At 43.8% G+C, this 14,629-nt stretch carries 14 protein-coding genes; 4 read left to right on the forward strand and 10 right to left on the reverse strand.

The features are described from left to right. Positions 1–29: 29 nt before the first annotated feature. Together BGK61_RS08680 and BGK61_RS08690 are read right to left on the reverse strand one after the other, a co-directional pair. On the reverse strand, positions 30–1,004 hold the full coding sequence (locus tag BGK61_RS08680; RefSeq protein WP_076012449.1) for a transposase: 975 nt from the start codon (positions 1,002–1,004) through the stop codon (positions 30–32). A gap of 613 nt (positions 1,005–1,617) precedes the next feature. Then, positions 1,618–2,274 (reverse strand): arylesterase, encoded by a 657-nt coding sequence (locus BGK61_RS08690; protein WP_076012450.1) that lies wholly within the window; start codon positions 2,272–2,274, stop codon positions 1,618–1,620. A gap of 16 nt (positions 2,275–2,290) precedes the next feature. On the opposite strand from BGK61_RS08690, the gene BGK61_RS08695 reads away from it, so the two are divergent. Further along, positions 2,291–2,989, forward strand: a complete 699-nt coding sequence (locus tag BGK61_RS08695) for an ABC transporter ATP-binding protein (protein WP_014997897.1) — start codon at positions 2,291–2,293, stop codon at positions 2,987–2,989. Continuing rightward, positions 2,990–5,512 carry an ABC transporter permease gene (locus tag BGK61_RS08700; RefSeq protein ID WP_076012451.1) on the forward strand — a complete coding sequence of 841 codons (2,523 nt, stop codon included), beginning with the start codon at positions 2,990–2,992 and terminating at the stop codon, positions 5,510–5,512. A gap of 324 nt (positions 5,513–5,836) precedes the next feature. On the opposite strand, the gene BGK61_RS08705 is transcribed toward BGK61_RS08700, so the two are convergent. Continuing rightward, on the reverse strand, positions 5,837–6,733 hold the full coding sequence (locus BGK61_RS08705) for a TIGR01777 family oxidoreductase (RefSeq protein ID WP_076012452.1): 897 nt from the start codon (positions 6,731–6,733) through the stop codon (positions 5,837–5,839). Between the two features lie 21 nt (positions 6,734–6,754). Next, entirely contained in the window at positions 6,755–7,123 is a 369-nt protein-coding gene (gene folX, locus BGK61_RS08710) for a dihydroneopterin triphosphate 2'-epimerase (RefSeq protein ID WP_014997900.1), read from the reverse strand. A 73-nt stretch (positions 7,124–7,196) separates the two neighbouring features. Between folX and BGK61_RS08715 the strand changes: the two genes are divergently transcribed. Further along, positions 7,197–8,237: an AI-2E family transporter gene (locus tag BGK61_RS08715; RefSeq protein WP_076012453.1), complete on the forward strand. Its 1,041-nt coding sequence runs from the start codon at positions 7,197–7,199 to the stop codon at positions 8,235–8,237. A 263-nt stretch (positions 8,238–8,500) separates the two neighbouring features. Here BGK61_RS08715 and BGK61_RS08720 read toward each other — a convergent pair whose 3' ends face one another. From BGK61_RS08720 to BGK61_RS08730, 3 genes are read right to left on the reverse strand one after another with little or no spacing between them, the layout of a single operon-like run. Then, positions 8,501–9,832, reverse strand: coding sequence for an ATP-binding protein (locus BGK61_RS08720; protein ID WP_076012454.1), 1,332 nt, complete (start codon positions 9,830–9,832; stop codon positions 8,501–8,503). After that, positions 9,829–10,503 (reverse strand): response regulator transcription factor, encoded by a 675-nt coding sequence (locus BGK61_RS08725; protein ID WP_014997903.1) that lies wholly within the window; start codon positions 10,501–10,503, stop codon positions 9,829–9,831. Before BGK61_RS08725 ends, BGK61_RS08720 begins: the two co-directional genes overlap by 4 nt. Before the next feature lies 1 nt (position 10,504). Beyond that, a complete protein-coding gene (locus tag BGK61_RS08730; RefSeq protein ID WP_076012455.1) occupies positions 10,505–10,774 on the reverse strand; it encodes a PepSY domain-containing protein in 270 nt (89 codons plus the stop codon). Between the two features lie 715 nt (positions 10,775–11,489). On the opposite strand from BGK61_RS08730, the gene BGK61_RS08735 reads away from it, so the two are divergent. Next, positions 11,490–11,954 carry a pyridoxamine 5'-phosphate oxidase family protein gene (locus tag BGK61_RS08735; protein ID WP_076012456.1) on the forward strand — a complete coding sequence of 155 codons (465 nt, stop codon included), beginning with the start codon at positions 11,490–11,492 and terminating at the stop codon, positions 11,952–11,954. A 364-nt stretch (positions 11,955–12,318) separates the two neighbouring features. Here the strand turns inward: BGK61_RS08735 and BGK61_RS08740 are convergent, their stop codons facing one another. The 3 genes from BGK61_RS08740 to trpB are packed head-to-tail and all read right to left on the reverse strand — an operon-like array spanning position 12,319 to position 14,613. Continuing rightward, a complete protein-coding gene (locus tag BGK61_RS08740; RefSeq protein WP_076012457.1) occupies positions 12,319–12,618 on the reverse strand; it encodes a YciI family protein in 300 nt (99 codons plus the stop codon). Between the two features lie 4 nt (positions 12,619–12,622). Continuing rightward, positions 12,623–13,432, reverse strand: a complete 810-nt coding sequence (gene trpA, locus BGK61_RS08745; RefSeq protein WP_076012458.1) for a tryptophan synthase subunit alpha — start codon at positions 13,430–13,432, stop codon at positions 12,623–12,625. Then, positions 13,432–14,613: a tryptophan synthase subunit beta gene (gene trpB, locus BGK61_RS08750; RefSeq protein WP_014976090.1), complete on the reverse strand. Its 1,182-nt coding sequence runs from the start codon at positions 14,611–14,613 to the stop codon at positions 13,432–13,434. The genes trpA and trpB overlap by 1 nt, the downstream gene beginning before the upstream one ends. Positions 14,614–14,629 lie beyond the last annotated feature (16 nt).

Genomic DNA, 14,629 nt, shown 5'->3' on the forward strand with positions numbered 1-14,629 from the left:
CAAAGTACTTTTGCAATGGAGTTAGAGGTTCACGACAGATACCTTTGAGCATTTGCAACGTTTGGACGACATGTTCTTTCGCAGCATCTGGCGAAATTCTCCATCATCTCTGGGCAACCGACTGGCCCAGTAAAAAGTATTTCAAAATTACTGGTTACTAGCTGCCAGTTCTCTTTTGTCATTCCAAGCTTACTTAGTAATCGGTTAGGAAGCTTTGGGGTTATGCAGGTATCGTTATTGCGCTCCGCGTTTAGTGTATCAGTGATAAGCTGCAAATAATCACTGAATGCGAAGGGCAACGGCACGGTGTTCTTGTAGTGACTATCGCTAAAGGGCATCAAAAACTTAGGCGTTTTATTCGAGCGTTTGGCATTCAAGCGATATTGGATACTAGTATGGTGAGAGTTGCCTAGTGTCGTTGCTATTTTTGCTCGAATGGGATTTAAATCGACGTAAGCCATTACACTGGCCAGTGCTTTCTCATCGAGTATAGCTTGTGACTTGAACCTTCTTTCCCAGAAATAGCCTTTACATTCATCTTCTTTATTTGCTCTTCGAGCAATGTATTCATTGAGCATGCGCATAAACCAGCTGATGCTTTGAAGGCGCTCTCGATATGTAACAGATAGTGATTTTAATTCTGCTAGCTCATCTAACGTTACAGAATCAAAATTTTCTAAATATCGCTGCACTACGGGCGGGCATTTATAAAACATCCTCCACCGAAGCAAGACCTCATCCATCGTCCAGCCTTCAGCTCTGCCTTTTGCTATATGCAATACCACATGAATGTGATTGTGCATAACAGCGTAGGCGCATAAGTCGATGGCAAAAGCTTGAGAAAGCTTATGGAGCCTGTCTTGAATCCACTTTCTTCTATGCTCATAGTTTATGCCAGTGCGGGCATCGCGACCACAAAGGTAAGATTGCCTCACGCAGCGAGAAATGCAGTGGTAATAAGGTGTAACATCAGTATTTATTTGCTTGTAACGAGGTAGAGGCATATCCGTATCCCATAGTTATTTATAGGTATTATGAGATTTACGGCGTCAATTTTAAGTGGTCTTTGGGACAGTTTTAGGCGGACGTTACTTCCAATGAGTGCACTTTCAATCTCTATATCATAGAGAGTCTCAGTCGAAATTGGATAATTAGAACTGAAAATCGTGAAAAATCGTGGACAGACACTCAAGCTTAATAGCGGATAGGCATTTATCATTGCGTCAAACAGACTAAAAAGAAAAAGGACAGACACTCATTTTTAGTTAGTGTCTGTCCTTTCTAATTTCTCTTTAATTCCCTTTTTTTGCTCATACACCTCTACTTGCTAGAGGACTAGACAAAAATCTGGACGAGTGTCTGTCCCTAACAGTTTTCAATAAGAAGGAGTTTAAGCATACACATCAACTCTAGAACCCACACGCCCATCATTTGTGCTCGAGGTCTGCTGTGTGCTTTGAGGCTGAGTCTCGCGACTTTCTTGCACATTACGAGGCTCAACCTGTTGAGTAGGTCGCTGTGGCGATTCTAAGACAGTGGAAACAGGAGACGAACTAACAGAAGAAGCGTCCATAAACAAACCTCGCATTTAAAAATCACTTAATAAGATTAGCACAATTATTGAGCGCCAAGAATTAAACTTCTTAAGTGTCTGTCCATAAAATTAGCGATCAAAGGCTGTGCCTCAGCATTGGGATGAATACCATCGTTTTGCATCAAGTCCTTATTTAGTGCTATTTCTTCAAGGAAAAAGGGAATTTTTTGAACGTCCTGAGTTTCCGCTACTTTATTGAAGTTTTGTGTAAACATTTGCGTATAGCGCTTACCGTAATTAGAAGGAATTTGCATTTCTTGTAAAAACACTACGGCATTACTCTCCTTTGCAACGGTTACCAGAGAGTCTAAATTATTCTTAATCTTACTGATATTGTGCCCCTGAAGGCCGTCATTACCACCCAGTTCAATCAATACATGGGTAGGATTGTGTTGCTCTAATAAACGAGGAAATCGCGCTAAACCACCGTCAGTGGTCTCTCCGCTTACCGCAGCATTTACAATATCAATCGGAATGTTGTCGTCTTGCCACATCTTTTGTAACAAACTGACCCAACCCTCATGTTGCTGTAATCCATAAGCCGCGGATAAACTGTCACCTAAGATAAGTAAAACCGCATTTTCGCTTGTGTCGCTCTGCTCAGCTTGATCTGATAGCGCTTGAAAGGGTATTAAAAGAATAAGTAAAAAAGCGAACAGATAACGAAATTTAACAAACACGAATTGATGACCTCTTATGATAAAAGCTAATGCTGTAACCAAAGTAGTGGATACGAGTGAAGGTTCACTGCAGATCCTTCGTCCTATTTCTTTTGAAGTCAAGTCTGGTGAGTCCGTTGCCATTATTGGCGCGTCAGGCTCGGGTAAGTCAACCCTATTGGGCTTGTTGGCAGGGCTTGACCAAGTTACAGAAGGGGAAATTTTCTTAGACGGTGAAGCACTTCACAGCATGAATGAAGAAGAGCGCGCGATTTTAAGAGGAAATAAAGTAGGCTTTATTTTTCAGAGCTTTATGTTAGTTCAAAGCTTAACTGCCTTAGAAAATGTGATGCTACCTGCAGAAATTGCAGGGCTTGATAACCCGAAAGCACTAGCTTTGGATATTCTAGAGCAAGTTGGTTTGAAACATCGCGCGCATCATTTTCCTAACCAGTTATCGGGGGGCGAGCAGCAGCGCGTTGCCATAGCTCGAGCGTTTATTACCTCTCCCAAGATACTTTTCGCCGATGAGCCAACCGGCAACCTAGATGCCAAAAATAGTGAAAAAATTGAAGCGCTGTTGTTCGAGATGAATAGAGAAAAAGGCACAACTCTCGTACTCGTAACTCATGATAACGAGCTTGCGGAACATTGTGACAGACAACTCACTATGAATGCGGGAGAACTCATTGAAACAACTGGCGCGAACATAATGAATAATAAAGAGGCGGTTTAGATGTCGACGTCTTTTAATTTAGCTTGGCGGCTTTTCAAGCATGAGGCTAGACGTGGTGAACTGACCATAATATTGCTGGCCATTGTGCTATCTGTGGCAGCGGTGTTGTCGCTGTCTCTTTTCAGTGAGCGTTTACAAGGCGCACTAAAGTCTCGGTCTGCGGCCTTCATTGCAGCAGATGCTCAACTTCGCTCAGACGATCCTATAAACGAGGAATGGTTGGCTAGAGCCCAAGAAGAGGGCCTTGAGACGGCAAAGCAGGTGGCAACACGCTCAATGGTGTTTAAAGGCGACGAGATGTCGCTTGTTGATTTGCGAGCTGTGAATGAAGCTTATCCACTGAAAGGGACAGTCAATATTACTGACCAGCCGTTCGGGGAAAAACGTGCTACCGCAGGGTTACCACAATCTGGCGAAGCATGGGTACAGTCTCGGCTTTTTCAAAGTTTAGGGCTTTCTATTGGCGATAATATCGAAATTGGTGATGGAACTTTTACCGTCACCCATGTGCTGGTAGATATTCCAGATGCTGGCTTCAGCGTGTTTAATACCGACCCTATTGCGCTGATTAACTTAGATGACTTGGAAAAAACTGCGATAACCGGGCCAGGGAGTCGCGCTCGTTATGTGGGCTTTTTTGCCGGTGGTTCGGCTGACATAGAAAACTTCAATACCTGGTTATTGCCCCAATTAAATGACGACTTACACTCGTGGCGGAGAGTCGAAGATGACGAGTCAGCGATAGGGCGTTCTGTCGCAAGTGCTGAGCGCTATTTTCTGTTAGCAAGCTTGTTAGCAATTGTATTAGCAGCAGTTTCCATTGCCGTTGCTGCTCAGCGTTATGCTCAACGTCACTTTGACCCTGTGGCAATAATGAAGACCTTGGGGGCAACAAGCAGCACCATTCGGAAAGTCTATTTGTTCCAGATTTTATTCATTACTGGACTTGGTATATTGATTGGCCTCGTAATTGGTTTTATCGGTCAGCAAGTGGTGGTTTCACTAATAGCGGATAGGGTGGATGTTTCTCTTGATGTGTGGCATTGGCGCCCTCTTTTAATAGCCGTTGCTACAGGCGCTACGTGTGCATTGCTTTTTTCCTTATATCCGCTTTTACAGCTTTTTTCAGTTCCCCCGCTTCGCGTATTAAGAAAGGACATATCAGCAAATTTACGTTCCAGAAGCATTCAGTTCGTGGCTTCCGGTGGTGCAATATTCTTACTGATGTGGATGTATAGCCGAGATTTAAAAATTAGCGCAATTCTTTTCGTTTCTGGCGCTGCGCTGGTTCTTGGACTGCTTGGCGCTACATACATCTTGATTGCTGTGGGACGCAAGTTGGGCAGTGGAAGGATGGGGGCGTGGCAGTTGGCATGGGCACGTATTAAGCGACGTGCAATGGACAATAGCGTGCAGCTTATTAGCTTTTCCGTCACCATTATGCTGCTTCTAGTGGTGCTAGTAATGCGCAACGATATGGTTTCGCAATGGCGATCGCAATTGCCAGAAGGTACACCGAACTATTTCTTAATAAACATTACTCCAGACATACAACCAGAGTTGGACAGACACTTCGCTGACAACGGGGTAGATATCGAAGAGTTTTATCCTGTCATCAGAGGTCGATTTGTTTCGGTAAATGGAGAAGGGGTAAACACCGAGGTTTCTAAAGAAGATGAGCCGAATCGAGAAGGCCGAAGAGGTTTAGGCAGAGAAGCGAACCTAACTTGGAGTAATACGCTTCAAAAAGAAAACGAGGTTATTGATGGGAACTGGCACGGCGATGAGGATAAACAATGCAGCGAAGGATGGTTCCCGGTTTCCGTTGAAGAAGGCGTTGCAGAAAGGTTGAACATTAAGATGGGCGATCGGCTTACTTTTAATGTGGGCAGCGAGATTGTCGAAACGAAAGTAACCAGTATCCGTACGGTGAATTGGCAAACCATGCAGCCCAACTTCTTCTTCGTCATTCATCCCGAGGCGATGGCTGCATTTAGCCCAACTTATATTACTAGTTTTTACCTTCCTACCGAGAGAAAGGCTGAGTTAACCAACCTACTTAAGCCGTTTGCATCAATAACTATGTTCGACGTTGATGCTCGAATTAATCAGTTGCGAGAGATTGTGGATCAAGTGTCTGTTGCCGTTGAATTTATTTTGGTGCTGGTATTGTTAGCGGGCAGTCTGGTATTGATTGCTCAAGTACAGGCGAGCATGGATGAACGCAGACAGGAAATAGCCATACTTCGAACGCTCGGTGCAAAGGGGGCGTTAATAAGAAAAAGTGTTATTTTTGAGTTCGTTATTATCGGTGTGGTAGCAGGCTTTATGGCAGCGATGGCCAATGAGTTGAGCCTTTATTTACTCCAAACCTCCGTATTTCAAATGGAAGCAAGCTTACACCCAGAATACTGGGCAATAGCGCCAAGCGTTGGCGCTGTCGTTGTAGGCATATTAGGTGCGTTTGGATGCTGGCGTTTGCTTACACTTAATACCAGCCAGATGTTGCGGAATATGGTTTAGGTATTCTTGTGTTTAGAAGGCGCGTTAATTCAAAATGGACAGACACTTGGTTAAGTGCCGTTTAAATTAAGGGCAGTGGACAGTCACTCAATTCAAATGAGTGTCTGTCCACTGTGCATTTCACAGCAAAGCTCGCTAATTACGAAAGAGTGATTTTCGCTAAGAGTTTGAGAAGTACTTTGGTTTGAGAGTGGATAGAAATTTTTGAGGTTTGTGACTAAGCAAAGTGCCTCGCGATAATGTTGTGCAATAAATGTGGACACACACTTGCTTAGCAATTCAAGTGATTGTCCACAAGGCACATAACGAATTTCAGTTATTCAACTAAGCGCGATATATTTCTCTTAGCGCCTCGTCGATAGAAGGGAATTCAAAACTGAAGCCGGCGGTAGTAAGCTTTTGAGGAATGACTCTTTGCCCTTCAAGTATCATCGTCGACGATTCGCCCATTGCTACTTTCATAATAAAGCTTGGGACATTGAATAGGCAAGGTCGGCTAAGAGACTTTGCGAGCGCTTTAGAGAACACCTTGTTCGTGACAGGCTCCGGTGCCGTTAAGTTAAATGCACCAGAACATGCACTATTTTCGAGCAAGAATGAGACAGCACGCACCATATCTTGTAAGTGGATCCAGGCCAAATACTGACTACCACTCCCAAGTGTACCTCCGGCCCCCAATTTAAACGGCAGCGCCATTTTCCCAAGCGCGCCTCCTTTTTCGGTGAGCACTACGCCCGTACGAAGAATCACAACGCGTGTCTTAGTTTGATCTACGCTTTGAGCAATAGCCTCCCATTTAGCGCAAAGCTCATGGGTGAACTCGTTATAAGGAGAAGTTTCCTCAGTTACAAGCTTGTTTCCTTGATTGCCGTAGTAACCAATCGCAGAGCCCGATAAGAAAACAGGCGGAGGTGTATCGCAACAATTTATTTTTGAGACTAGCTCTGAAGTGATGTCCCAGCGGCTATCACAAATTATTTTCTTTTGAGTGTCTGTCCATCGCTTATCGGCGATAGGTTCACCAGCCAAATTAATTACCGCGTCGAAATTCTCGAAATTTTCTATCGAAGAAACGCCCTCGACTATTTTGACGTTATCCCCCAATTTGCTTTTTGCCTTTACAGCGTTGCGAGAAATCACCGTGAACTCATGTTCATGCGAATATTGCCGAATAAACTCGCTACCAATCAGGCCTGTACCGCCAGTCAAAAGAATGTTCACAATTAACTCCTTGAGGTATGCCTACCCCGACTTATTGCATGATAGCGTTAGGGATACTGAATCAGAGAATCTAAGGGCATGTGGCTTATCGACTTCAACCTCAGCGTAACGCACCGAAGAGTGCTCCGCGGCAATACTTAGCACATCGGCTGTAAGTTTTTCTAGAAGAGAAAAACGGTTGTCCTCCACGAGTTTGATGATCGCCTTTGTAATCGTTTTGTAGTTAAGTGCGTCACTCATATCGTCGGTATTTGTCGCTTTTTCAGCGTCATAATCAATTTTTACGTTCACGACAACATCCTGTTTGTTCTTGATTTCGTCTTCGTTGATACCAATGTACGTGCGTAATCTCAGGTTTTTAATTTTAATAGTGGCAAGATTAAAGTTCATTTAAGTCTCTTGTTTGTAGTTGTTTATAAGTCGTTGTAAAGTATTGTCGTTTCAGTCAGGAATGTAGCACAAAATGTCAATGGAACTACGCTCGCCAACAGCAAAAATTCTTATCGTATTAGCATGTCTAGTTGTAGTAATGGCCGGTATAAAAGCCGCCAGTGCGATAATGGTGCCATTCTTTCTCTCTATTTTTATAGCGATTGCGTGTAGTCCAATAATACGCTGGACTTCGAAATTCGGCGTGCCTAAATGGCTTTCTATAACTTTTGTTATACTACTTATCGTCGTTTTTGGTTTTCTTTTAGCTGGCTTAGTAGGCCAGTCTATGACCGAGTTTAGAGAAAACTTGCCAGAGTATCGAAGCAAGCTTGACACAGAATTTGCTTGGGTTGCGTCTAAACTGGCTGAATTTAATATTCACATCAATCGGGAGTTGATCGCTTCTCACCTCGACCCTGCAACGGCGATGTCTGTAGCGACGAATTTTATTAGTGGAATGGGGGGCGTACTTTCAAACCTTTTCCTAATTCTTCTTACCGTTATTTTCATGCTTTTCGAAGCAGATAGTATTCCTCGCCGTCTCCATATTGCGCTCGCAGACCCTGGTATGAAGCTTAAGCATATCGACAGATTTATTCGTTCTGTAAACAGCTACTTAGCAATAAAAACAGTGGTTAGTTTAGGGACCGGTTTGATTATTGGGGTTTGGCTGTATGTGATGGGGGTAGATCATTTCATGTTATGGGCTGTCTTGGCATTCATGCTCAACTTCATTCCAAACATCGGTTCCATAATTGCAGCAGTGCCAGCAGTATTGATAGCCTTTGTACAGCTTGGTCCTGCCTCTGCGGGCTTCGCTGCACTAGGCTTTGTGCTTGTTAATACCATCATGGGTAATATGGTGGAGCCTAAATTAATGGGCAAGGGCATGGGGTTGTCTACGCTCGTAGTATTTCTGTCTTTAATATTTTGGGGTTGGTTACTAGGTACAGTCGGGATGCTGTTGTCTGTGCCTTTAACCATGGTAGTGAAAATCGCATTAGAGTCTCGAGAAGAGAGCAAGTGGCTTGCAGTGTTGTTGTCGAGTGAAGGCGAAAAATCTACATCCTAATTTTAGAATGAGTTAACAGTGGACAGACACTTGTTCGTTTTTTATTAAAGTACTGAATTGGGCGGGTCGTAGAAGTGCCTGTCCGATTCAGGTCAGGCGTTTACATAATTGGGGCAAGTGAGCGAAAAGGGACAGACACTTAAAAGCTTGTAGCGGCTCTCTAAAAACGGGCAGTCGAACATTCACATATTAAGTGTCTGTCCAGTTCTAATATCTGGTTTCAAATAGCTTTCGAGATTTTGAGTGTGTGTCCACTTCCATGACTAATCATGATTGGGAAATTGAATAACAATACAAGCGCCACCGAGCGAACTATCTTCAATCAGCATTCTACCTTCATAGATAGAAACTAAGTCTGCAGCCAGCGCCATGCCTATTCCGTGCCCCTCGGTATAGGTATCGAGGCGTGTTCCTCGTTCTAATAAAATTACCTTTTTGTCGTCGGGGATACCTGGGCCGTCGTCTTCCACTTTAATTGTTAGCCAACCAGCACTCTTCGTCACTGATACGATAATTCTATTGTTCGCTGCTTTACATGCATTGTCTAAAAGATTGCCACAAAGTTCCATGAAGTCGGTCTCGTCTCCTTTAAACTGAACCTCCTCATCCAGTTCAAATTCAATAGTAAGGGCTTTATCTTGGTAGACCTTATCCATCGCATCCGCAAGCTTGTGCAAAATGGGTAATATATCAATAGCGTGTTGCCAGCCAGATTTTCCTGCGCTCGCTCTTTTCAACTGACGTTTAATGATTCGGTCAATTTGCTGTAATGCTTCGTTTACCTCCAAAGGTAAGTCTCTATTGCCGGACGCCACCGCCAGTGGAGTTTTCAAACTATGTGCCAAGTCTCCCAAGCTGTTTTTGTATCTAGCCCTTTGGGCAGCCTCAGTTTGAAGTAAACCATTTATAGATTGCTTTAATGAATCAAATTCAACAGGGTAGCGAGAGTCCAACTGACGCTTATGTCCGCTTGAAGTTTGTGAAATCTCTTCAATTAACTTTCTAACAGGGAGGAGAACTAGGCTAATCCCAATAATGATAAAAATTAGGAGTGCTATACATAGCGTGAAAATCCACTGCCACGTCGTGTCCAAAAACGTATTTCGCTCTGCTTCAAAAAGAGCTTTATTATTAAATATATAAAATCGAACAGGCTCAAAGTCTCTACTTGAAGCAAATTCCGCAGTAAAGGCGTACACAAAAAACTCGGAATCTTCTTTAAAGGTAGGTGTATAGGAGTCCAAAAATAGCTCGTTACCCACTGCAACGTCTATTTCAGGAGGAGAAAATGTATATTCAAGTGCGGATGCTGATTGCCAAATAACCTCGTTTCGAAAAACGATAATACCAAGATAGCCTGAGCCCGGAAGGTTTAACTGCTCTTCGTATAAAATTTCAGGCATATAGGGCAGGTCGCCATCTAACTCGAATGCAGATAACAAGCCTAAATTCATCAACCGAAGTTCGCTCATCTTCGCTTGAGTAAGGCTATCTGTGTACGCCTCATCTAAGATTACAACGGTGAAGGGCGCAAAGAACGCCAGAAGAACAATCGCTAAAAAGATACTTCGAAGGCGAAGCGACAACTGCCTCATAAACTTCTATTTATCCTATATCCTCTACCTCGAAGGGTTTCGATTGGCTTTAATTCACCTGTCGGATCCAGCTTTTTTCGCAATCTTCCCACGAACACTTCAATGACATTACTATCTAAATCGAAATCCTGATCGTAAATGTGCTCGGTTAACTCTGTTTTAGAGATGACCTTTTGCGGGTTCAGCATCAGGTATTCCATGACTTTGTATTCGTAAGCGGTTAAATCCAAAGCCTGGCCATTCAATGATAGTTCTTCACTTACTGTATCTAGCGAGATAGGGCCGAACTGAATGGTAGGATTCGCTTGTCCTGAAGCTCGTCGAATTAACGCTTTCGTTCGAGCAAGCAATTCTTCGTTATGAAAGGGTTTAGTGAGGTAGTCGTCGGCGCCAGCGTCGAGGCCTTCTACTTTCTCTTGCCACCTATCTCTAGCAGTTAAGATAAGTATCGGGCACGAAATGTCTGCTTGGCGAGCTTTTCTTATAACCTCAAACCCGTCTAGCTTTGGCATGCCAATGTCAATTATAGCCAAGTCGTAACTATATTCTTTAATTAGAAAAAGTGCGTGTTCGCCATTGTCTGCCAAGTCTACGCTATAGCCATTTTGTTGAAGGAGCGCGTCAAGTTGAGTTAATAATCTGCTATCGTCTTCGGCTACGAGGATACGCATGTTAATCCTTATCTTTACTTGTTTTTACCTTGCCTGAGCGTTTATCTACGTCTACCGATACTACTCTCCCTGATTTCTTGAGCACCTTTACTCGGTAGTTTTTTGAGGTTTGTTCAACTTTTAAAACGCGGCCATTTACAGCAGTGCGTGCACGTTCCGCAGCTTCGCTTTTTGATATATCGCCGCCAGTGTCTTGAAACGCCAAAGCTGGCGCTGTGTTAGACAAAGCTAACACTAAACAAATTACTGCAACACGAAGCGATAATGTCATACAACCTCACAATTATTATCCACTCAGTCCAAATTACTGATAAGTATAACTTGGTTAACTGAACCCATTCTGAACTAGGTTCAGTCTACCTTGCGGATTAAAAGCTGTATATACGCCTTAAGTAAATGGGTTTTACAAAAAAGCAAATCTTGTGGACAGACACAGATTTGAGCATCAAGTGGAAAGATATTGGGGTTGAAAGTAAAGGAATAAAGTACAGCTATGAAGTGCTGGAAGGGACAGACACTTAATTACTGTTAAATCTCAGGTTTAAATGAAAGTGTATGTCCACCGCTTCTTTTTAGATAACACAATTTCAAATTTATTAGAGCGCTCCAGATGCTATGGAGCATTGAGTAATCTTTACGCTTCCTTTGAAAAAGTGTCTGTCCACTTTGTTGATCTAGGGCTAAGGGAGATGAATATCTATTGTGCTGATGAGTGACTGTCCACAGTTACAGTTTAATGGTTTACAAAGTTCAAATAGAGGTTTGAGTGTGTGTCCAAACCTGTACCTGCCTCGCATTGGGCGGAGATGCCCTCGTTTCTCAATAGTTTTTTTAGCAAGTGAGTTCGGTGACATCGATTTCTTTGGCATGGCATGTGCGAGGCATTGGCTCCGTATAAATCAACAAAGTGAAAATAAGCTGTTCAGCTCAACTACTTAACTAGATAGTAAAGTCGGACAGACACTCATTTTCAACAAGGAGAAATTATGTCTAGCGATATTAAGAAAACAATGTGGAAAGCAATGTCAGATAGTCCAAAAGTAATGGTAAGTCTGATAGGCGAGGATATGCATGCCGAGCCTATGTACGCCCAGCTTGATAAAGACGCTGATAGTGAGTTTTGGTTTTACACTAGTCGAGACAACCGCATTGCTAAAGGTGGAAAAGCGATGGTTCACTTTGCATCCAAAGGTCATGAGGTATTTGCTTGTATCCGAGGCAACCTCACTGTTGAATCACGTAAAGAGGTGATTGATAAATACTGGTCTAATCCAGTAGAAGCATGGTTCGAGAAAGGTAAAGATGATCCTTCTTTATTAATGCTTCGCTTTGAACTTATAGATGCAGAGGTGTGGGATGCAGATCCTTCGCTAAAAGGCATGTTTAAAATGCTCACTGGTAAAACGGTAAAGCCAGAAGAGATGGGTGAACACGAGAAGGTCGAACTTTAAACGCAGCATTTTGGGCCAATTTTATGGCGAAGCTTGGAGGCGTTAGGAGACTTACTCAGAGGAGCGAGTGTCTGTCCACAAGGGATTTTTTATTGCGATTTTTGGCTGATTATTAAGTGACTGTCCACTATCAATAATGTGAAGCTTGGTGAACGATTACAAGTGTGTGTCCACATTATTTCGGTAAATAACTGTCTGTCCATAATTGGCTTCACACCAGACAGTAGTCTAGCAGATAAGTGTCTGTCCAAAGTTAGCTTCAATATTGTTAAAACAACAAAAAAGCCCCTTAAAACCGGAGCTGTTCGGTCTTAAGGGGCTTTCATTATTTATCGAAGTTTACTACACAGCGTTTAGCTAAAAGTTAAGGCAAAACCTTTTTGTAAGGTTTAACTACAACACTTTCATAAACACCAGCTTCGATGTACGGGTCGGCATCTGCCCATGCTTGGGCAGCTTCAAGCGAATCAAACTCTGCTACCACTAGCGAACCGGTAAAGCCGGCTGGGCCAGGATCTGGGCTATCAACAGCAGGAAAGGGACCAGCCATTATTAAACGGCCCGCATCTTTTAATGCATTCAAACGTTCAAGGTGAGCAGGGCGCGCCGCCAAGCGTTTTTCTAGACTGTCCGTAACATCGGTTGCACAAATCATATATAGCATGCGTTTATCCTTTCACCGTAGCTGCTTTCATGCTTTCAACAAAGCTGCCGAGCTCGCTTAGCATTTTGTGACTGTCCGATAAATTGGCAGCGATGATGTTCACCGTCGCCGAGCCTGAAATTGCGCCAGCGGCACCTGCGTCAATAGCAGATTTAACCTGTTCCGGTGTAGAAATACCAAAGCCTAACAATGCTGGTGCTGCTTTGTGTTTGTTCAAGCGCTCAATAAGCTCTGAAACAGGCACATTTGCGGCAGTTTCTGCACCTGTAACGCCCGCACGGCCTAGCAGGTATGTATAGCCTTTTGAGTATTCCCCGATTTTTTCCATGGTTTCGTCAGTAGCATTCGGCGGTGCAATCAAAATTTGAGAAATGCCTGTTGCTTCTGCAGCTTTTTGGAAAGGTGCCGCTTCGCGAATTGGCACGTCTGCAATCAAAATTGAGTCAACGCCTGCCTCTTGCGCTTTGTTGTAAAAGTTCTCTATACCTTGGGCCATAACTAAGTTGCTGTACAGTAGCAAGCCGATAGGCACGTCTGGATATTTTGCGCGAACACGTGAAATAACGCCCAAGCAATCTGCTACCGTCACCTTATTACTTAACGCGCGAATGGCAGAAGCTTGGATTGTGGGGCCGTCTGCGATGGGGTCAGAGTAAGGTATACCTAACTCAAGTGCGTCAGCACCGCTTTCTACTAGCTGGCAAATAATGGCTTCAGATTGCGCTAAATCGGGGTCACCTACCATTACGAAAGGTACGAAAGCGCCTTGGTTCTTTTCATCAAGGCCGGCAAACATCTGTGCATATCTATCCATTATAAATCGTCCCCTAAAATGTTGATAACGTGCGCTAAATCTTTGTCGCCACGACCTGATAAGTTAACTACGATGATAGTTTCTTCTTCCGCTTCATCTGCCATATTAAGCGCGTGCGCTAAGGCATGCGACGATTCAAGGGCAGGAATAATACCTTCTTTCCTTGCAAGCAATTGGAATGCGTTCAGTGCTTCTTCGTCTGTGGCGGCCACGTATTCCGCTCGGCCAATGTCGTGAAGATAAGCATGCTGAGGGCCAACAGCAGGGTAATCGAGACCAGCAGATACTGAGTAGCTCTCTTCAATCTGGCCTTCTTTGTCTTGCATGATGAAGGTGTAAGCGCCGTGAAGAATACCTTTTGTACCCGTCACGATAGTTGCGCCGTGCTCTTTGGTGTGCACACCTTTACCCGCAGGCTCAACGCCCACTAAGCGTACAGATGGCTCATCAATAAAGTCTGCAAACATACCGATAGCATTTGAGCCTCCGCCCACACATGCTACTACGGCGTCAGGTAAGCGACCTTCTTTTTCCATAATTTGTGCGCGAGTTTCTTCGCCAATCATGCGATGATATTCACGAACAATGGTCGGGAACGGGTGAGGCCCCGCGGCTGTGCCTAACAAATAGTGGGCTTTATCATAGTTTGCCGACCAGTCGCGCATGGCTTCGTTTACGGCATCTTTAAGCGTACCTGAACCGGCATTCACAGGAATAACCTCTGCGCCCATAAGCTTCATACGAAACACGTTTGGCGCTTGACGCTCAACGTCTTTCGCACCCATATAAATACGTGCTTTTAGCCCCAACAATGCACATGCTAACGCGGTTGCAACACCGTGCTGGCCTGCGCCAGTTTCGGCGATAACTTCTTTTTTACCCATTCGCTTAGTCAGCAGCGCCTGGCCTAGCACCTGGTTAGTTTTGTGTGCACCACCGTGTAGTAGGTCTTCACGCTTTAGGTATAATTTTACCTTTGGGTTACTTACCAGATTGCGAGTTAACGTCATTGACGTTGGGCGACCCGCATAGTCTTTTAACAGAGATAAAAACTCTTCGTTAAATGTTGGGTCGTCCTTGGCATCTAAAAATGCTTTTTCCAGTTGGTCTAGTGCTGGAATAAGTAGCTCGGGCACGTACATGCCACCAAATTCACCAAATTTTGTATCTAACTGGTTCATTACGTTGTCCTGTATT

This window comes from Alteromonas abrolhosensis (assembly GCF_001953635.1).
Taxonomy (GTDB): Bacteria; Pseudomonadota; Gammaproteobacteria; order Enterobacterales; family Alteromonadaceae; genus Alteromonas; species Alteromonas abrolhosensis.